The organism is Lacibacter sediminis (assembly GCF_014168535.1).
Classification (GTDB): Bacteria; Bacteroidota; Bacteroidia; order Chitinophagales; family Chitinophagaceae; genus Lacibacter; species Lacibacter sediminis.
Genome location: NZ_CP060007.1, coordinates 2,137,193 through 2,156,716, shown reverse-complemented (window position 1 = coordinate 2,156,716; position 19,524 = coordinate 2,137,193). Strand labels below are relative to the sequence as shown.

16 protein-coding genes are annotated in these 19,524 nt (G+C 41.0%); 8 read left to right on the top strand and 8 right to left on the bottom strand.

Features of this window, described 5'->3' with window-relative positions:
- Window positions 1-18: 18 nt before the first annotated feature.
- Both hutI and H4075_RS09180 read right to left on the bottom strand, forming a co-directional pair.
- Window positions 19-1,260 (bottom strand): imidazolonepropionase, encoded by a 1,242-nt coding sequence (hutI, locus tag H4075_RS09185; protein ID WP_182806131.1) that lies wholly within the window; start codon window positions 1,258-1,260, stop codon window positions 19-21.
- 83 nt (window positions 1,261-1,343) lie between these two features.
- Window positions 1,344-1,928, bottom strand: coding sequence for a fasciclin domain-containing protein (locus H4075_RS09180; RefSeq protein ID WP_182806129.1), 585 nt, complete (start codon window positions 1,926-1,928; stop codon window positions 1,344-1,346).
- A gap of 184 nt (window positions 1,929-2,112) precedes the next feature.
- Between H4075_RS09180 and H4075_RS09175 the strand changes: the two genes are divergently transcribed.
- Together H4075_RS09175 and H4075_RS09170 are read left to right on the top strand one after the other, a co-directional pair.
- Window positions 2,113-2,694 (top strand): YdeI/OmpD-associated family protein, encoded by a 582-nt coding sequence (locus H4075_RS09175; protein WP_255460419.1) that lies wholly within the window; start codon window positions 2,113-2,115, stop codon window positions 2,692-2,694.
- A 187-nt stretch (window positions 2,695-2,881) separates the two neighbouring features.
- Complete coding sequence (locus H4075_RS09170) at window positions 2,882-3,172, top strand: isoamylase early set domain-containing protein (protein WP_182806128.1); 291 nt, start codon at window positions 2,882-2,884, stop codon at window positions 3,170-3,172.
- An 80-nt stretch (window positions 3,173-3,252) separates the two neighbouring features.
- On the opposite strand, the gene H4075_RS09165 is transcribed toward H4075_RS09170, so the two are convergent.
- The 3 genes from H4075_RS09165 to coaD all read right to left on the bottom strand — a co-directional run bounded on the left by H4075_RS09165 (window position 3,253) and on the right by coaD (window position 6,859).
- On the bottom strand, window positions 3,253-5,844 hold the full coding sequence (locus tag H4075_RS09165; RefSeq protein WP_182806126.1) for a calcium-translocating P-type ATPase, PMCA-type: 2,592 nt from the start codon (window positions 5,842-5,844) through the stop codon (window positions 3,253-3,255).
- 98 nt (window positions 5,845-5,942) lie between these two features.
- A complete protein-coding gene (locus H4075_RS09160) occupies window positions 5,943-6,377 on the bottom strand; it encodes a hotdog fold thioesterase (RefSeq protein WP_255460418.1) in 435 nt (144 codons plus the stop codon).
- 5 nt (window positions 6,378-6,382) lie between these two features.
- The gene (gene coaD, locus H4075_RS09155) at window positions 6,383-6,859 is read right to left on the bottom strand and encodes a pantetheine-phosphate adenylyltransferase (protein ID WP_182806124.1); all 477 of its coding nucleotides are present in this window, start codon (window positions 6,857-6,859) and stop codon (window positions 6,383-6,385) included.
- 152 nt (window positions 6,860-7,011) lie between these two features.
- Between coaD and H4075_RS09150 the strand changes: the two genes are divergently transcribed.
- On the top strand, window positions 7,012-8,091 hold the full coding sequence (locus tag H4075_RS09150) for a patatin-like phospholipase family protein (protein ID WP_255460417.1): 1,080 nt from the start codon (window positions 7,012-7,014) through the stop codon (window positions 8,089-8,091).
- A gap of 81 nt (window positions 8,092-8,172) precedes the next feature.
- On the opposite strand, the gene smc is transcribed toward H4075_RS09150, so the two are convergent.
- On the bottom strand, window positions 8,173-11,691 hold the full coding sequence (gene smc, locus H4075_RS09145) for a chromosome segregation protein SMC (RefSeq protein ID WP_182806122.1): 3,519 nt from the start codon (window positions 11,689-11,691) through the stop codon (window positions 8,173-8,175).
- Window positions 11,692-12,012: 321 nt separating this feature from the next.
- Here smc and H4075_RS09140 point away from each other — a divergent pair, with 321 nt between their 5' ends.
- The 4 genes from H4075_RS09140 (at window position 12,013) to ctlX (ending at window position 16,359) form a co-directional block, all read left to right on the top strand.
- Window positions 12,013-12,708, top strand: coding sequence for a spheroidene monooxygenase (locus tag H4075_RS09140; RefSeq protein WP_182806120.1), 696 nt, complete (start codon window positions 12,013-12,015; stop codon window positions 12,706-12,708).
- Between the two features lie 76 nt (window positions 12,709-12,784).
- Window positions 12,785-13,393, top strand: a complete 609-nt coding sequence (locus H4075_RS09135; protein ID WP_182806118.1) for a pseudouridine synthase — start codon at window positions 12,785-12,787, stop codon at window positions 13,391-13,393.
- Window positions 13,394-13,851: 458 nt separating this feature from the next.
- Entirely contained in the window at window positions 13,852-15,366 is a 1,515-nt protein-coding gene (locus H4075_RS09130) for an arginine deiminase family protein (RefSeq protein WP_182806116.1), read from the top strand.
- 78 nt (window positions 15,367-15,444) lie between these two features.
- Entirely contained in the window at window positions 15,445-16,359 is a 915-nt protein-coding gene (gene ctlX, locus H4075_RS09125; protein ID WP_182806114.1) for a citrulline utilization hydrolase CtlX, read from the top strand.
- 27 nt (window positions 16,360-16,386) lie between these two features.
- On the opposite strand, the gene H4075_RS09120 is transcribed toward ctlX, so the two are convergent.
- Both H4075_RS09120 and H4075_RS09115 read right to left on the bottom strand, forming a co-directional pair.
- Window positions 16,387-17,181 (bottom strand): CHAD domain-containing protein, encoded by a 795-nt coding sequence (locus tag H4075_RS09120; RefSeq protein WP_182806112.1) that lies wholly within the window; start codon window positions 17,179-17,181, stop codon window positions 16,387-16,389.
- Between the two features lie 40 nt (window positions 17,182-17,221).
- On the bottom strand, window positions 17,222-18,118 hold the full coding sequence (locus H4075_RS09115; RefSeq protein ID WP_182806110.1) for an SDR family oxidoreductase: 897 nt from the start codon (window positions 18,116-18,118) through the stop codon (window positions 17,222-17,224).
- Window positions 18,119-18,457: 339 nt separating this feature from the next.
- Here H4075_RS09115 and pfkA point away from each other — a divergent pair, with 339 nt between their 5' ends.
- Window positions 18,458-19,441 (top strand): 6-phosphofructokinase, encoded by a 984-nt coding sequence (gene pfkA / locus H4075_RS09110; protein WP_182806108.1) that lies wholly within the window; start codon window positions 18,458-18,460, stop codon window positions 19,439-19,441.
- Window positions 19,442-19,524: the final 83 nt, after the last annotated feature.

Below are 19,524 nucleotides of genomic sequence, written 5' to 3'. Positions count from 1 at the left end.
ATTTCAGCACATATTCCGTCAGGCGAAAAATTCTCCCCCGATCATCACTTTGTCAATAAGATTACTGCCAAAAGCATAAGGCAAATAAGCAAGTGAAGGAATGGAACGGGTAAAGATGAGGTTGGCTTTTTTGCCAACGGTAATGCTGCCCACTTCATGCTGCAGATCCATGGCAAACGCACCGTTGATCGTGGCTGCATTAATCGCTTCTTCCGGCAACATCTTCATACCAATACAACTCATTGCCACCACCAGGTTCATGTTGCCACTGGGCGATGAACCCGGATTATAATCACTGGCCAGTGCAACAGCCGCACCTGCATCGATCATTTGCCTGGCAGGTTGAAAGGGCATGCGGAGGAAAAAAGCAGCAGTTGGCAACAAGGTGCCAATGGTATTTGAATGGGCAAGACTTTGCACATCAGCATCAGTCATGGTTTCCAAATGATCAACAGAAACAGCATTGAGCTCAATTGCTTTTTGTAAACCACCAATACTGTTGAGTTGATTGATATGCAGTTTGGGTTGCAATCCATATTGCATAGAAGCTTTGCAGATCTGTTCCATTTCATCAACTGAGAAAAAACCATTTTCACAAAACACATCTACAAAATCAGCAAGACCTTCGTCTGCAATCACCGGTAACATTTCGTTAATAATAAGATCAATATAGCCCTGATGGTTATCTCGGTATTCTAGCGGATAAGTATGAGCGCCAAGAAACGTTGCTTTTACAGGAATAGGAGATGTTTCTTTCAACTGTTGAATAACCCGCAACATTTTTAACTCTGCTTCTACCGATAAGCCATAACCGCTTTTTATTTCAACGGCACCAGTGCCCAGCGTGATCAATTCTTCCAACCTTCCCCATGCTAGCCGCAGCAATTCAAGTTCAGAAAGTTTCGACAGTTTATTTGCAGAGTTTAAGATACCACCACCTTTTGCGGCAATAGCTTCGTAACTCATTCCTTTCAGCTTGTCAACAAATTCTTCTTCCCTGCTTGCTGCAAACACCAAATGTGTATGACTGTCGCACCAGGTTGGCAGTACCAGTTGTCCGCTTGCATCCATGCGGTGTTCTATACTATCGGCCCATGCACCAAGATTTTTCATTTCGCCATAAGCAGCAATCAACCCATCACTGATGAGCAGGTAAGCATCTTCAATAACGGGTAACACAGCCAGCTCTTTTCCACGCAACAACACATTTTCTTCATGCACACCCACCAACTGTTTAATATTTGTAACTAGCAGAGTCATGCATTAAAAGTAACGGATTTATTAGTTCAGCAAAAAAGAAAGCCCCGCCAAAAAAGGCAGGGCTTTTGAGCTATAAGGAACCATTACTGTTTCGCCGCTGTTACGGGTTGCATTGGATGCGCTACACCGTCAACTACATGAACAATACCGTTTGTAGCCATAATATCGGCATTGGTTACAAACATAGCGTTGCCCATTTCATCAGTTAACTTCACTTTACCATCTTCTACAGTTGCTTTTAATTTACCACCGCTTAATGTAGGAAGTTCAACAAATCCGTTACCATGTTTAATTGCATTCATCAGTGTTGTTGAATTCCAGGTGCCACCTACCATATGATACTTTAATGTTTTCGCAAGCTCTGCTTTATTCTTCATGAGTTTCTTACGATCCGCTTCAGGGATTTTATCAAACGCTGCGTTTGTTGGAGCAAACACGGTGAAAGGACCATTGAGTTGAAATACTTTCAGTACGTTGGCTGTGTTAATAGCTTCAACCAGAGTTGTATGCTCTACAGATCCTGTAGCAACACCAACGATGTCAGATGTAGCAGCTGGTGGTGTTGGCGGAGTAACAGGTGTAACAGGATCAACCTGCGCTTTAACAGTTACAATAGAAGCGATCATTAAAAATGCTGTTGAGGTAAATGTGAAAAAAATCTTTTTCATTGTGTTGAATTTATAAGTTTGATAATACTTGATTACATAAGAGCAATAGATGCAGCGCTATAGTTTCAGCAACTATACACATACATTGATTCTTTCAGGGAAAGAAGCCTGTCAGGCATACATACCGGGGGAAGATGGGAGTTGAATGATTCGTACGAAGTTCTGCACATGAAAAACAATAACCATGCCAGCAGAAAATAATGTGCATTACTTCATTGATTGTGATTTTCTGTTTAAGTTCGTTTCCATGATTCAGTTCACAGCTGTTATACAGAAATATAAAACGATGGGTGAAAAAACCGGCTGGACCTTTATTGCAATTCCTGACAGTATTCCGGAACAATTAAAACCGGGACATAAGAAAGAATTTAAAGTAAAAGGCAAACTGGATGATTATGCATTTAAGCAAATGCCGCTATACCCTGTTGGCGGCGGCAAGTTTATTATGGCGTTGAATGCCGATGTACGCAAAGCAATTGCCAAACGACAAGGTGCAACGGTGAATGTAAAAATTGCAGCCGATAACAGTGCTTTTCAATTCAATACTGATCTTATGGAATGCCTGACTGATGAACCTGCCGCCTTGCAACACTTCAACAGCCTCACCGGATCGCACCAGCGTTATTTCAGCAAATGGATCGATAGTGCTAAAACAGAACCTACAAAAGCCAAACGTATTGCCATGGCTGTAACTGCATTAGCCAGGAAAATGGGCTATCCCGAAATGATCAGGGAAGAAACAGCCAAAAACAAACTACTACGTTGAGTTTATTAACATAACAGCTGTTAGTTGTTAATAAGAATGAAGCTGCATAAGGCTTTCAGAGGGTTACTTTTTTCCGATTCGGGTATAAAGAGCGGGAATATTTATTTCCATGTCATCATCTCAGCAACTGCTTAACTGAAAAATGCCCGATGTTTGACAGAACACTTAAAACTTTAAACAAAGAAAAATGGTACAAAAAACTTACTTCAAGACAAAGGATTACTGCAAAGTGAAATTCTCTTTTAAAGTTGAAAATGCTGAAACCATCGAAATTCTTGGCTTGAACAGCGATTGGCAAAATGCTGTGATCATGAGCAAAAAGAAAGACGGAACTTTTAGTGCCGAGGTTAATCTTCCGAAAGAAACCAAGCACGAATTCAAATACTTAGTAAACGCTACAGAATGGGTGAATGAACCCGAAGCCGATGAACAACAACCGAACGCCTTTGGCGGCAGCAACAGCGTGATTGTGCTGTAATTTATCCCCTATTCAAACGATTGTCTTCTATACCGGTAACGATAATTTATAAAAAAGGATACCGTTGTTACCGGTTATTTTTATGCCCCTACCTTATTCTTTTTTCTGTTGTTTAATTTCTGCTTGATGAATTTTTCAAATTCTACAGCATGAAATACAATGGCCGATGCTGCTATGCAAATGATCAATTCCTGCAATGTTAACGGTTGTGTTTTGAAAATTTCATTTGCAAAAGGCAAATAGATCACACCCAGTTGTAAAATGAAAGTAAGCAACACTGCACCAAGTAATTCCAGGTTACTGAAAATACCCTGGCTGAATAAATATTGCCGGTCACTTCTTATCGCCAACACATGTCCTAATTGTGTTAATGACAACACCGTAAACACCATCGTTTGCCAATGTGCACCACTGTGATTAATACTCCATGCCTGTATACCCAACGTAACGCCTGCCATCAGCAATCCTACCCATACAATATGATAACCGATACCATCTGCAAATAAACTTTCTTTTGTACTGCGTGGCGGACGACTCATAATATCACGCTCTTCTTTTTCACCTGCCAATGCAAGACCCGGCAAACCATCCGTTACTAAGTTGATCCAGAGAATATGAATAGGCAATAAAGGAATAGGCAATCCTATTAACGGAGCAAGAAACAATGTCCAGATCTCTGCACCATTACAGGTCATGATATACTTTACAAACTTGCGGATGTTATCATAGATCCTTCTGCCCTCTTTTACCGCTTTTACAATCGTCGCAAAATTATCGTCGAGCAAGATCATGTGTGCGGCTTCTTTACTTACATCAGTACCATTGATACCCATGGCCACACCAATGTTTGATGACTTCAGCGAAGGCGCATCATTTACACCATCACCCGTCATCGAAACAAAATGATTCTTTTGCTGCAATGCTTTTACGATATGTAATTTTTGCTCAGGCGATACACGTGCATACACTCTTATCTTTTCTACCTGTTCATCAAAATCTTCAGGAGAAATTGCTTTCAATTCTTTCCCTGTCATCACAAGATCATTCTTTGTTAAGATGCCGATCTGTTTTGCAATAGCCGATGCTGTTGCAGGATGATCACCGGTGATCATCACCACACGAATACCTGCAGCTTTACACTCTTCAATTGCCAGTTTCGCTTCTTCTCTTGGCGGATCGATCATACCTGCTAATCCGGCAAATATCAATTCTGTTTCTACCGATTCGTAACTGAATGGTTCCGGTAATGCATCAACGCATTTGTAACCAAATGCAATAACCCGTATGCCATTCGATGCCCACTCATCAGCCTGTTTTAAAATAGAAGTTTTATCATGTCCTTCCTTCAATGCAGCAGTAACAGATTCAACAGCTCCTTTTGATATAACGAGGAATTGTTCTTTATACTTATGCACCGTTGTCATGCACTTCCTGTCTGAATCAAATGGCAGTTCTGCAATACGTGGCAATACGCTTTGCATGGCAGCAAATGATTTATCAGGATGTTGTTCATTAAAATATTCAACCAATGCAAGTTCTGTGGGATCGCCCAGTAATGTTTTGTTGTCAGATTCTTTTACATCATGATTCAATGCCATAGAAACATTCAACAAAGGCATTTCTTCCATCACAAACTGATTATTCTCATCAGCATTTACCTGCACCACTTTCATTTTGTTTTGCGTAAGTGTTCCTGTTTTATCGGAGCAGATGTAAGTAACGGAGCCAAGCGTTTCAACTGCCGGTAATTTTCTTATCAGTGCATTCTTCTTTACCAATCGTTTTGCTCCTCTTGCTAATGCAATGGTGATGAGCGCCGGTAATGCTTCAGGGATTGCGGCAACAGCTAATGAAATAGAAATAAGCAACATGTTTAATGGCTTTTCACCACGCAACAAACCGATCACAAATAAAAGAAGACATATAAACAAGATGATGTAAGAAAGCTTACGACCAAAATCGGCCATACGTTTTTGCAGAGGTGTTGCTGCTTCATCTTGCTGTAACATGCGTGCAATTAACCCGATCTCCGTCTGCATGCCTGTAGCTATTACAATACCTTTTGCACGACCATTGGTGACCAACGTACTTTTAAAACCCATATTCAACCGATCGCCGATCGAGAGATCGATCTCATCCATTTTCTTTTCCGTCTTTTCTGCAGGTACTGATTCACCTGTTAATGCCGATTCATCTATTTTTAAACTGAAAGTTTCAATAAAACGCAGATCAGCAGGCACTACATTTCCTGCTTCAAGTAACACGAGATCACCCGGCACTAATTCTGCAGAAGGAAGAGCAAGTGGTTTTCCATTGCGCAACACCTGTGCCTGCAACGCTGCAATTTTTTTCAATGCTTCCATTGCTTTCTCTGCACGGTATTCCTGGATGAAGCCAACAACAGCATTCAGAATTACGATCACCATAATGATAATGGTATCGGTAAGATCCCCTGCAATACCTGCAATGATGGCTGCTGCCATCAACACCAATATCATGAAATCTTTGAACTGCTGCAGAAACAACACCCAGGCTGGTTTCTTTTTCTTCTCCTGTAACTCATTAGGGCCATACTCGGCCAGTTTCAATGCCGCACTATCTGAGTCAAGTCCATTGGTTGATGAGCCTGTAAGTTCGATCACTTCGTCGGCCGGAAGATGATGCCAGTTCATATCGGTTATGTTTTACTGAAGAAAGTACAGTAAGTTACAACACAAACAGGCAGCAGAAAAAACAGAAGATGAAATAAAAGTAAAACTTCGAAATAAAATTATGGTTTCTTGAGAATAGCAACGGTTAACCTGCTGACACAAACGAGTTTTTCACGTTCGTCATAAATTTTAATATCCCACACATGTGTACTGGCACCAATGTGAATGGGCGTGGTGATGCCTGTTACCAATCCGCTGCGTACAGAACGGATATGATTGGCGTTGATCTCAATGCCAACACAAATAAATTTTTCCGGATCAATTACATGGGCGCTTGCAATACTTCCTAACGTTTCAGCCAACACACAACTTGCTCCGCCATGTAACAAACCATAAGGTTGATGTGTACGATGATCAACAGGCATTGTTGCTTTGATGTAATTGCTACCTGTTTCTATAAATTTCAAGTCGAGTACTTCGGCAATTGTTTGATCACACAATGCTGTCAGCTCTGCAATTGACAATTCTTTATTAAACCAGATCGCATCCATCATCAGAACTATTTTTGATTAGATACCGTTGTGTTCACAACATCGGGTAAAAAGGGTGACGCATCTCCGCCATTACGAATTACATCACGAACAAGTGTAGATGCAACAGATGTGTATTGTGGCAGACAGGTAAGAAAGATCGTTTCAATATCATGATCAAGACTGCGGTTCATATCAGCGATCGCTTTCTCATATTCAAAATCGTTTACGTAACGGATACCACGGAGGATAAACTTTGCTTTTACTTTTTTGCAGCAATCAACTGTAAGACCTTCATAAAAAACTGCTTTTACTCTTGGCTCACCTTTGAAAATTTCATTGATCCAGCTGATCCGTTGATCTTCACTGAACATGGGTACTTTGGCTGCATTACGGCCAATACCGATATATACTTTATCAAACAGATCAAGTGAACGGTAAATAATATCGAGGTGACCGACAGTGATAGGATCAAATGTTCCCGGGAACAAGCAGATACGTTGCATGCAGTTGATTTAGAAACCGAATATCGAACGAATAAACCAAATAAACAAAGACGACGCTTAATTAGCCGTAAAAGAACGTAGAACAAACACCCCGTAAAGAGGTATTTTATTTCTAATCTGTTGTTTGTATTTTTCTGTAAACAAACCTAACCATGAGCAACCGCAGTATTTCTAAAGTAAGAATCCTCAGCATTGACGGAGGTGGTATCAGGGGTATTATTCCCGGCACTATCGTTGAATATCTTGAAACACGCATACGAGCTGTTACCGGTGACAAGAATGCAAAGATCGGCGAGTACTTTGATATGATCGCCGGCACAAGCACTGGTGGTATTCTTACCAGTATTTACCTGATGCCTGATGACAAAGATCCGGGCAGAGCAAAATTTTCTGCTACCGATGCTGTGCAACTTTACATGCAGCATGGAAATAAGATCTTCAATAAAAATTTCTGGCAGCAGTTTAAAAATTTCAGTTTCTGGAACGAAAGTTTTCCTGCAGACAATCTTGAACATTTGTTGCAGGATTATCTTGGAGATACGACGTTGAGCCAGATGATCAAGCCATGTGTGATCACAGCTTATAATTTTTATGAACGAAGGGCGGCTTTTTTTAACAGTGCCAACTCAAGACGCATTGGTGGTGAAGTACGTGATTTTAAAATTCGAAATGTGGCAAGAGCAACAAGTGCCGCTCCTACTTATTTCGAACCGGCCATGATCTACAGCTTAAGTGATGCGCCGCAATATTTAATTGATGGCGGAGTGTTTGTAAATAATCCTGCATTGTGTGCGTATAGCGAAGCAAGAGGTTTGAACTTTAATGAAGATCGTGTATTGTATGGGAAATATCAATTACCAAAGCCTGACAAACCTGCTGCGAAAGATATGTTGCTCATCAGCATTGGTACGGGCAGCAGTAAAAAGAAATATGAATTTGAACAATTGCGCAATGCAGGTTTAATTAAATGGTTGCCGGTACTGATCGACATCATGATGAGCGGCAACAGTGAAACGGTGCATTACCATCTCATTCGCATGTGGGATACACTTGATGATGCTGATAAAAAAGATTATTACCGCATTGAACCCGATTTAAAAACAGCATCTCCTGAAATGGATAATGTGTCGAAGAAAAATTTGAAGCTGTTGAAAGAAGCCGGAGAAAGCTATGTATTTGAACACACAGAACAATTGAATGAAATTGTTGACAAGCTGTTGTTGTATAATTAAACCCAATACTGAACCATGAATGTGTAAATGCAAAGAGCCGAAACAATTGTTTCGGCTCTTGCTTATTCCTGGTGAAAATATTTAATTCAAATTCCTGAAATCCACCGGCACCAGTTTACTTACACCGGCTTCCTGCATGGTTACACCGTAGATCACATCCACCGCTCCCATTGTTTGTTTGTTGTGCGTTACAATGATGAACTGTGAGTTGTTACTGAACTGGCGGATCATGTTGGTGAACTTACCTACGTTGGCATCATCCAACGGTGCATCCACCTCATCCAAGATACAGAACGGAGCAGGCTTAATAAGATAGATCGCAAACAACATCGCTGTTGCTGTTAATGTTTTCTCGCCACCACTCAACTGTGAGATACTGCTTGGGCGTTTACCTTTTGGTTTAGCGATGATATCAATACCGGTATCAGCAAGGTTCTCCGGATTTTCCAACACCATATCAGCCGTATCTTCTTCAGTAAACAAGGCCTTAAATACTTTCTGGAAATTCTCCCGTACCTGGTTAAAGGTTTCGAGGAAACGTTGGTTGGCCGTTGCTTCCACTTCCTGGATGGTTTGCAACAACGATTCTTTTGCAGTAACAAGATCATTCTTCTGTTCAAGAATAAACTCGTAACGCTTGCGCATTTCTTCAAACGCCTCGATCGCTGTCGGGTTTACTTCACCCAGATTTTCCAAACGCTTTTTCATACGATCAACCTTGGCTTGCAATTCTTCCAATGGTTCTTCGCCTGTGCGTTCTTCTTCAATTACTTCTTCAAGATTTACTTTGAACTCAACCAGCAAACGTTCTTTGGTTCCGCTTAACTGTAACTTCAGTTCAGTGAGTTTATCTTTTATTTCATTGAGCAAATGATCAACCTGCTCTTTCTCTTTTTGTTTGTGACGCAGTTCGCTTTCTTTTTCACCCAACACATTCCGCAGATTGTAATAGTACTGATCTGCTTCGTTGAGTTTGCGCTCTTCCGTTTCTTTGTTCTGTAACAAGGTTACCAAGCCATCCTGTGCTTCCAGCAACATCACTTCGCTTTCGTTGATCTGGTTAGCCGCTTCTTCCAACGCTGCTGAATTGGTTGTGATCTGCAATTGCAAATCCTGGAATTGATTCTGTTTGAATTCAAATTCCTGTTTCAACGCTGTTACTCGACTTTGCTGACGGGTAACATTCAAATTATAATCGTTGTACGACTGATTGGCTTCGTTGTATTGTTGCTCTGCAACTGTAAACTCCTGTTCAATGGCTTCTAATTTGCTTGAGAGTTCATCCAACTGTGAATTGTATTTCTCCAGTTCATCACGGTACACCTGTTGATTTTCCAACACTTCTTCCTGTTGAATTTCCAGGTCTTCCAAACGCTTCACTGCATTGGCCTCCATGCCACGCAGATTTTCCATGCGGTTGTCAATACCATATACCTGGTTCACCAATTGATTGATGGTTGCTTCCGTTTGTTTGATAGCATTTTCCTTCAACTGCTCATTAAACCCGATCACTTCATTGTGACGCATTTGAATGGCATGCTTCAGATCCAACACCACTGTTTCCTGTGCTAAAATCTCTTCATGTAAACGTTCAAGGTTTTTTGCACGTCCGAGTTTCTTTCCTTCAAACAAACCAACACTACCACCGCTCAATGCATATTTACCTTTGAAGAACTTTCCGCTCTTCTCAAGAACCACACCATCAAAATCAGTTGGCAAGTTATTTTCATCTTCTGCAATCACTACCTGACCTAACAGATAATTGATGAGCGATTGATATTTTGTTTCCACTTCAACAACACTCAATGCAGGGATTGTTCCTGCAGGAACATCATTCAATACCGCCTGACCATTGAACTGATCAAGCATAAAGAAGTTGGCCTTTCCTTTTTGGTTGGCATGTAATAAGTGAACGGCTTTCAATGCATCACTCATATTCCCCACTACATAATAGTTGAGGTATTGTTCCAGCAGATTTTCTACGGCTGTTCTGTATTCTTCTTTACAATAGATCACATCACTCAACAACGGCGATTCAACATTCCACTCAGGATTGTTGTGTAAAAACTTCACACTGTCTGGATATCCTTCCATTGAATCAACCAAACTCTTCAACAGATCATGCTCATTCTTTTTTGAATCGAGTTTTCTGTTTTCATCAGCCAGTTGATTACGCAACCCTTCAAGTGCTTCCTGTGTTTGCAGGATCTGATCTTTGGTAAATGCATGTTGCTCCTGTAACTGTTGCAATTCTTCACGACAGTTATTCAGCTCATATTCTTTTTGCTGCTTTTCTTCTTCGAGTTGATGTAATTGCTGCTTGCGGTTCGTTTGCTCTTCTTTTAACTGGAAGATGGTACGCTGCAAGTTTTGAACTGATGTTTCACCAACAGCCACATTCTTCTCTGCTTCAAACTGGCTGCGTTGAATCGCTTGGTTTTCTTTGCGTATCTCATCGATACCACTACGCTTTTCATCAAACACTTTACGGGTACTTTCAACGGCACTGCGTAAACTATCCAATTGTGAACCGAGATCATTCAGCTTCGCATCTTCTTCTGTTATTTGCAATTGCGTAAACTCAATGCTTTCTTCAATTCCTTTTAACTGCCCACCTGCTTTTTGCAAAAAGTCGTTGAGACTTGTTTCTTTTTCTTTCAGGTAGTGCAAACGCTGCTGCGCAAGATTCTTTTCGTTTTCTTTCGAACGCAAAGTCTGTAGCATATCGTTAAACGCATGCTGCATTATTTGCAATTCTTTTTCTTTTTCAATGAACCCAACTTTCTCCTGCTCAATCGCCGCTTCTTCAGTTGCGATCTTTGCTTCCAGTTCCACTTTTTTATTTACTTCAGCATCGTGCTGTTCATTTAAATCTTTCCATGTAAGATTGAATCCTTCCAATGCCGCTTTCGCCAATTCAATACTCACTTCACGATAATCTTTTTTGATCTCGTAATACTTTTCCGCTTTCTTGGCCTGGTTCTCTAATGTTTTTAACTGGTTGTTGATCTCGAACAACAGATCTTCAATACGTGCCAGATCCTGTTCGGTTGCATCCAGTTTATTCTTCGCTTCTTTCTTTCTTGTTTTGTAGATGGTAATACCGGCAGCCTGCTCCAGCATACGGCGACGGCTGTTTTCTTTATCCTTGATGATATCATCCACCATGCCTAATTCAATGATGGCATAGCTATCGGTACTAACTCCGGTATCGAGGAACAGGTTTTGAATATCCTTCAAACGACATTGCACATCGTTGAGGCGGTATTCACTCTCACCACTTTTATAAAATTTACGGGTAACGGTTACGGTACTGAATTCGGTGGGTAACAGGTTACGGGTGTTCTCAAACGTAAGACTCACCTCGGCTAAACCCGAAGCGCTTCTTGTTTTGGAACCATTGAACACCAGGCTCTCGAGGTTTTCACTACGGAGATGACTGATCTTTTGCTCGCCAATTACCCAGCGGATACTATCAATAATATTACTCTTGCCGCAGCCATTGGGGCCAATGATGCCGGTTACACCCTCATCAAAACTAACCACAGTTTTATCGGCAAAACTTTTAAAACCCTTGATTTCTAAGCTCTTTAAACGCACTATTTTTCAATTTAGGAAGGCGACAAATATAGGAGATTAAGATTGTAATAAAATTTTACCCTTTTTGCTTCTTATCAACAGTTTTCCGTAGGTTTTCAACAAGTGAAAGCTTTTGTTTGCGGTATGGTCGCTTTGTCTTAACTGGAGGTATTGGGTCAAATTTTGGGTGTCAGCGGCGGGTTTTTATAGCATCTTCGTTGCCACGCTCGCTTGTACTGTATCGCTTTCTGCAGCAGTGTATTCTTCGGATCGAAGCCTACACGCCACAATTTCAACCCAAACCAGAAAGAACTATTTTGCAGCACAACGGTTATTGAACATATGTATGCAGTTTTAACCATCATTCGCTATAAAAAACGGTTTATCTATTTCGCTTTGCTGGCCATGGCCATTCATCGACTGCCGTTCATGTTTCGAAAGAATGTCCATTTTTCAAAAACACTCGGATGCGGCAAAGGCGGCACTTTCAGCAAAACACCCGACTGGCAGCAATGGGGTTTGTTAGTGGTGATGAATGACGAGAAATTAACCAAGATCAACGATCAGCAGGAATTGCAACAAAAAGCCTACGGCAGTTTTATCCGTGGCTGGTGGAAATTCTTTGGCTGCGAAACATGGACGGTGCTGCTGCAGCCAATCGAAGCACACGGAAGCTGGGATGGAAAACAGGCGTTTGGTGCATTGCCCGCCAAATCGGATTATGAGGGCCGGATTGCCGTGCTTACCCGTGCCACTATCCGCCCAAGCAAACGCTCCCGTTTTTGGGAACATGTGGAAGCGGTGTCGAACGATATGCGCAAAGCCGATGGATTTCGGTTTTCGGTGGGCATCGGTGAATCACCGTGGTTACGACAAGCGACCTTTTCCATTTGGGACAGCAAAGAGCAAATGAAGCAGTTTGCTTACAAAATGCCTAGGCATACCGATGTGATTCAGAAAACACGAAAAGAGAATTGGTATAGCGAGGATATGTTTGTGCGGTTTAAAGTGTTGACGAGTTGGGGAATAGACCTATGAGGTTTGCAGTAAAGAACCCAGCCCGGCAAACCTCATAGGTCTAACAACAAAAGCTGTAATCTTGCAGCCAATTTATATGTCAGCTTCAGCACACCGTTATTTCATCATCAACAAACCATACGATATGGTTTCGCAATTCGTCAGTTCGCATGAAGTGCGGTTGCTGGGCGATCTTGATTTTGATTTTCCGGAAGGCACACATGCAATTGGCAGATTGGATAATCATTCAGAAGGATTACTGCTGCTTACCACGAATAAAAAAGTGACACGCCTGCTATTTGATCCCAAGAAAAAACATGAACGTTCTTACCTCATCATGGTAAAAAATATTGTTACACCGGAACTACTAGAACAATTAAGATCAGGTGTTTCCATTCCTGTTACAACAGGGGAAGATTATATAGCTGTACCTACTTCCATTGAAATTGTTGAAAACGTAAAGGATCATTATCTGCACATGGATGATGTGCGGCAGCAATATCCACATACCTGGATGCTGATGACGTTGACAGAAGGGAAATTTCACCAGGTACGAAAAATGTGTTTGGCCATTCACCGCCGCTGCCTTCGTCTGATCCGTATTTCCGTTGGCAATTTAAAACTCGGCGATTTGAAACCGGGTGAGGTAAAAGAAATGAATGAGCAGGAGTTTTTTGAATTGATCGGGATTGAATATCGTGCATAAACTTGTATTACCGACACTCAAAACCCACCCCTTTAAACAGCTTTCTGTGTAAAATATTCTACCCCGTCCCCGGAGGGGATAAATACCCTCCCCTTTGTAAGACATACAATTGCGTGGCAACAAAAGAAGAATACAGATTGCGGCCAGACAATCACCGACTGCAACTATCGGGTTGCCACTCATCATTCATTACTCATCACTCATTTTCCTTATCTTGCAGTATGTTTTTACAGAAACATATCACTACAAATAATTTGCTGCCATATTTCCTCAACCTGATCGCTGCAGGTGAAGGCAGTTTGCCCGATTACTAATTCGTTTCTATCTACCTTGTTTAGCAATGAAGTTGCTTTTGCTGCTTATGCATTTTCTGCTAAGACAGCATAAACAACAAGCTGAAAGGTTTCCTGTTTTCTCTATATTCAATCACAAACACTTATCATTTAAATACTTCTATTATGGCTCAACATAATTACTACGTTGAAAACGAACTAGGACGATTACGAAAATTAGTTATTCACAGTCCTGACGGCGGCATTGGCAAGATCATCCCCGGTACCTTTGCCGATAACCTGTACGATGACATTGTACACCTCAATAAAATGCAGAAAGAATACAATCACTATGTAAAACTCTTACTGTATTTTCTCGACAAGGAAAAAGCTCACTACATCAATCAATACCAGCAAACTGCTGATGAAGAAAAAAAATCATGGTGCTACATTCCCGGCAAAGACGAATATTTCAACAGCGATAAAGTACTCGACACACAACAACTGCTTGCAGAGATCATTAAGGATGAAAAAGTAAAACTGCGTTTGATCTCTGCGATTTGCTCGTACGAAGAATCGAGTTATGCCATACAGCAGGTATTGGAAAATATTAATGACGCAGCATTACTTGCAAAAATTTTTATCACCGGTATTTTACCTGCCGAAGCAATGGGCACGCAGGAAGACCAATACATCTTCCCTCCTATTCCCAACTTCATCTTTACACGTGACATTGGCATCATGGTGAAAGATCATATTCTGTTGAGTCGCATGGCTACTGTTGCAAGAAGAAGGGAATCGCTGCTCACCAAATTTTTATCGCTCTATTATTTCTTTAAAGATGAACCGCAAAAAATAATGGAGATCATTGAAGAGAGCGACTTCTTTTTGTATGAAGAAGAAGAACGCAAACACCGCATCATTACCATTGAAGGTGGTGATGTGATGATGATCCATCCCAAACATTTTGTGATCGGTTGCAGCATACGTACCAGCAGCAGTGCAGTAAATGAAATGGTGCATACGTTGTTCAGCAAGCCTGAGCTGGGTATTGAAAAAATTTCAGTGGTAAAAATTCCAAAGAACCGTGCGCAGATGCACATCGATACCATCTTTACACAGGTAAAACGGAATGTCTGGGTATTGTATGGTCGTTTTTCTGAACGGATTCTACGGGCAGAACATATCAGCCGGCACAGTTATGTAAACAAACTGTCACATAATCCCCGTCAACTGGAAATGGAGCAGGTAGAAATTCTTCAATTCCAAAAACCAACGAACGAGCAGTACATTAAAACAAAAGATTACAGCATTCATAAAAAACTTCCAGGCATTGAATCATTACTGAGACAAATAAGTGTTGAAGATTTTGGAGCCAAGCCAGAAGATGTGAAAATTATTTACAGTGGTGGCAACCTGTTTCCACATGATGAGCGTGAACAATGGACAGACAGTTGCAATGTAGTTGCCTTGAAAGAAGGTGTGGTGATTGGTTATGACCGTAACGATAAAACTGCAGATGCTTTTAAAGAAGCAGGCTTCAATGTGCTCACTACTAAAGAAGCATTTGAGCAATTCGAAAATGGTGTAGACCCTGAAACTGTAGAGAATACATTGATCTTATTACCAAGTGCCGAACTGTCAAGAGCAAGAGGCGGCAGCCATTGTATGAGTATGCCTCTACTTAGAGACAAATTATGAGTGATGAATGATGAGTAACGAAGCATACGATTATTCATTTTCTAATTTTCAAATTAACTAATTTTCAAATTGTTCTTAATGCAAACAACATCGCATTTATTAATGATAAAACCCGTAGCCTTTGATTTCAATGCTGAAACAGCAGTGAACAATGCATTTCAGCAGGAAGGCAGCAATGAGAATGCCCAACAGAAAGCGGAAGCAGAGTTTGATGGCTTTGTACAAAAATTGACTGCTGCCGGTGTTGATGTTACAGTAGTACAGGACACGCCGCAACCACATACACCCGACAGCATCTTCCCCAACAATTGGATCAGCTTTCACCAGGATGGCAGCATTGTGCTCTACCCAATGTATGCTGTTAACAGAAGGGCCGAACGCAAACAACATGTACTCGATACCATCGCTGCAAAGTTTGAAGTGAAGAAACAAATAGATTTTACTTCAAAAGAAAAAGAAGATCATTTTTTAGAAGGTACCGGCAGCATGGTATTAGACAGAGATAAAAAAATTGCATACGCCTGTCTTTCACCACGCACAGATAAAACTGTATTTGAAGAATGGTGCAGCAAGATGAACTATACGCCTTGCAGTTTTTACAGTGTGGATGAAAAGGGCGGCGAAATTTATCACACAAATGTGATGATGTGTGTGGCCGATCAATATGTAGTGATCTGTTTAGACAGTATTCGTGATGCAGCAGAGCGTGACAATGTTTTCGACACACTTAACGACAGCGGCAAAAAGATTATCGAAATTTCTTACAAACAAATGAATCGATTTGCCGGCAATATGTTGCAGGTTGAAAACAAAACAGGTCAACGTTATTTAGTGATGAGCAACCAAGCCTACAATGCATTAACAGATCGCCAAATACAGGAATTGGAAAGCTATAACCCCATCATTCATTCTGATCTTACTACCATTGAAACAAACGGCGGCGGTAGTGCAAGGTGTATGATGGCGGAAGTGTTTCTCCCTTTGAAAAAATAATTGAAAATTTACGCATAAGCCGGTCAATTACTTTTGGTTGGCCGGCTTTTTTATGACCAGCAATTGCCGCAACACTGCCTGTTCCTGCAATAAAAGACTCTTATCTAATTGTTCAGATGCTTTCTTATCCTGTTGCTTTACAGATACATCACTGCTGAGGAAAAATTGTTCGTCAAGTAACCATTGTTGCATATCTACCAGATCATGCCATATGCCGATCTCCTCCTGCAATTGATCAATGCTGTGATATGAAAGCACCGTCATTACTTTTAACTTATCGTGCTCACTAATCCACTGATAAGCATATAACAATTGCTTACTCAGCTTTCGCAATTCATGCCAATCATTTTTTACAACATGCTTCACCTGCTCATGTAACGCTGCTTTCAATTTTACAGCATAGTGTGTTACAGCAGTCGATTTTACTTTATGAATTTGCTTCAGCACATCTTCACGAATCGATGTAAGCAATGTTAGAAATGATTCTTTTTGCTGCAGAAACAATTCTTCGTCCTCAGTAATTCGCTTCGCAAGCGAAGCAGCCTCTATCAAATGCAGATATCGTTTTTTCTTCAGCCACTGTAACTGCAGTTGTGCTTCACGAATGGAACCGGCTGCACGAAAAATGAGTTGTACTTTTTTACGAATCTGTTTTGCTTTTGCAGGATGAAGTGTGGAAATAAAAAGACGTAATGCCTTTATTTTTTTCAGGCTTACCCGTAACTGATGAATAATCTCTTCATCAGCACCCGGTGTAAACGTTTCCAGCAGCTGGATTGCAGTTTGCAACTGCTTATCGGCATATTCCTTCAGCTGGTTCATACAATATTTTTGTGGGAGATACGTAACCAAAATCATTCCATCAAACACCAAACACCCTTCGCAATCCATCTTCCAGTTTCACCGGCACATATCCAAGTTCTTTTACCGCCTTGGTAATAATGAAACCGGTTTTAGGCGGACGCTTCGCAGGTTCCTGAAACGTTTCTGCTGTAACCCGTTCAATGGATCCGGAATCCAGTTGTAAAATATCAGCCACTGTTACGGCTAATTGATAAGGCGTACACATCTCCCGACCTGAAATATGAAACACACCTTTTGCATGTTTCATCAACACCAAAATAATTCCTTTCGCTAAATCTTCTACATAAGTGGGTGTACGAAACTGATCATCCACCACTTTTATCTTTTTCCCGGCACTGAGGTTATCTTTCACCCATTGAATAAAATTTGGTCGGCCACCCGGGATTTTACCACCATACAACAATACTGTTCTTACAATGGCCCAATGCAAACCACTCATCTCCACCATTTCTTCAGCCAGCAATTTACTTTGTCCATAATCATTAATGGGATTAGGCGATGCTCCTTCATCATAAGGGCCATCTTTTCCATCAAACACAAAATCTGTACTCACGTAAATAAAATAGGAACGTGTTTTTTTGGCTGCCCGTAACAATGTCCTCGTGGCAGCAACATTTACTTTCCAGCAGGCAGTTTTATCAGCATGGCAATCGTTGGGCTGCGTAAGAGCAGCCGCATGAATTAAAATATGTGGCGAAACTTTTTCAACAAGTGCCTGTGTTCTTTTATGATCAGTAATATCGAGTTGGTGATAGATAACCCCGTTTTTTTCACCGTAAGATAAACGGCTCGGCCCTTTTCCGGTGGCGTGGATCACAAACTTTCCTTCGTCGACCAATTGACGAATAAGATGCTGACCTAAAAGTCCGTTGGCTCCTGTTACAAACACTTTCATGCTTTATGGATTAGTTGTTTCATTAGCCGGTTTAATGCCCATGAAAGTCTTTTCGGGTGCTATAAAAGAAGTTCGGAATTTGGGCATTCGTTGATTGAATATATGAAATGCTTTTAAAGAACAGCTATTTTGAAAAAAACCTGTTTCCACAAAAAATCCCGCAAACCCTTACTGCTTTTGACTTTGTACATTAATGAATTGTGCTGCAAACGTTTGAAAACAAGCAGCGAACAAGCGTTATCATTGCATTTCCTTATTTTTGGCTCTTCAAAAATCGGAACCATCTGTAAACCGATACAACCATTGATCAATACCTGCATTCTACTAATTTGATTTATAATGAGCAAAAAAGTTACAAAGATTGGCGTTTTAACTTCAGGTGGCGATGCTCCGGGCATGAACGCAGCCATCCGTGCAGTTGTACGTACCGGTCTCTATCATAATATGGAAGTGTTTGGTATCATGCGTGGATACCAGGGTATGATCGATGACGATATTGTGCCCATGCACAGCCGCAGTGTTGCAAATATTATTCAACGTGGCGGCACCATTCTCAAGACAGCAAGAAGTAAAGATTTTTTTGAGCCCGAAGGCCGAAAGAGAGCTTACGAAAATTTAAAGAAACATGGCATCGATGGTTTAGTGATCATTGGTGGTGATGGTAGTTTTCGTGGTGCACAAAAATTCTCAAACGAATTCGACATTCCTTGCATCGGTTTACCCGGTACAATTGATAAAGATATTGCCGGCAGTGATTTTACCATTGGTTTTGATACAGCGGTAAACACTGCGATTGAAGCAATTGATAAGATACGTGATACAGCCGATGCGCATGACCGTCTTTTTATTATTGAAGTGATGGGTCGTGATGCAGGTTATATTGCGTTGCACAGTGGTATTGCCACAGGTGCTGAGCACATTCTCATCCCCGAAACAAAAACCGATCTTGAACTGGTTGTTGACTCGCTTGAAGAGAAAGAGCGGCGTAAAAAACTGGTGAACATGATTGTGGTGGCCGAAGGCGATGAAACCGGTGGCGGCAACGAAGTTGCAGCTATTATTAAAAAACGTCTGCCTCATCTTGATACAAGGGTTTGTATACTTGGCCATATTCAACGTGGAGGTTCTCCAACCTGTCTCGACCGTTTAATTGCAAGTCGTCTTGGTTATGCAGCGGTTGATTCATTAATTGAAGGGAAGCACAATACGATGATCGGTATTATGAATAATAAACTTCACTATACACCACTTGATAAAGCTGTAAAAGCAAAACAGCGCATCAGTGATGAGTGGATGAAGATCGTGAAGATTCTTGCGAGTTAAAAGCGGATCTCATTCTTTACGATTGGAAAAGGCTGTTTAGCCAAATGCATAACGATTAAATAAACCATACAAACTTTCAGACT

Excerpts from the sequence above, each read along its gene's own strand:
- hutI (WP_182806131.1), bottom strand. The coding sequence starts at position 1,260 with ATGACTCTGCTAGTTACAAATATTAAACAGTTGGTGGGTGTGCATGAA.
- H4075_RS09180 (WP_182806129.1), bottom strand. The coding sequence starts at position 1,928 with ATGAAAAAGATTTTTTTCACATTTACCTCAACAGCATTTTTAATGATC.
- H4075_RS09175 (WP_255460419.1), top strand. The coding sequence starts at position 2,113 with ATGCCAGCAGAAAATAATGTGCATTACTTCATTGATTGTGATTTTCTG.
- H4075_RS09170 (WP_182806128.1), top strand. The coding sequence starts at position 2,882 with ATGGTACAAAAAACTTACTTCAAGACAAAGGATTACTGCAAAGTGAAA.
- H4075_RS09165 (WP_182806126.1), bottom strand. The coding sequence starts at position 5,844 with ATGAACTGGCATCATCTTCCGGCCGACGAAGTGATCGAACTTACAGGC.
- H4075_RS09160 (WP_255460418.1), bottom strand. The coding sequence starts at position 6,377 with ATGATGGATGCGATCTGGTTTAATAAAGAATTGTCAATTGCAGAGCTG.
- coaD (WP_182806124.1), bottom strand. The coding sequence starts at position 6,859 with ATGCAACGTATCTGCTTGTTCCCGGGAACATTTGATCCTATCACTGTC.
- H4075_RS09150 (WP_255460417.1), top strand. The coding sequence starts at position 7,012 with ATGAGCAACCGCAGTATTTCTAAAGTAAGAATCCTCAGCATTGACGGA.
- H4075_RS09140 (WP_182806120.1), top strand. The coding sequence starts at position 12,013 with ATGTATGCAGTTTTAACCATCATTCGCTATAAAAAACGGTTTATCTAT.
- H4075_RS09135 (WP_182806118.1), top strand. The coding sequence starts at position 12,785 with ATGTCAGCTTCAGCACACCGTTATTTCATCATCAACAAACCATACGAT.
- H4075_RS09130 (WP_182806116.1), top strand. The coding sequence starts at position 13,852 with ATGGCTCAACATAATTACTACGTTGAAAACGAACTAGGACGATTACGA.
- ctlX (WP_182806114.1), top strand. The coding sequence starts at position 15,445 with ATGCAAACAACATCGCATTTATTAATGATAAAACCCGTAGCCTTTGAT.
- H4075_RS09120 (WP_182806112.1), bottom strand. The coding sequence starts at position 17,181 with ATGAACCAGCTGAAGGAATATGCCGATAAGCAGTTGCAAACTGCAATC.
- H4075_RS09115 (WP_182806110.1), bottom strand. The coding sequence starts at position 18,118 with ATGAAAGTGTTTGTAACAGGAGCCAACGGACTTTTAGGTCAGCATCTT.
- pfkA (WP_182806108.1), top strand. The coding sequence starts at position 18,458 with ATGAGCAAAAAAGTTACAAAGATTGGCGTTTTAACTTCAGGTGGCGAT.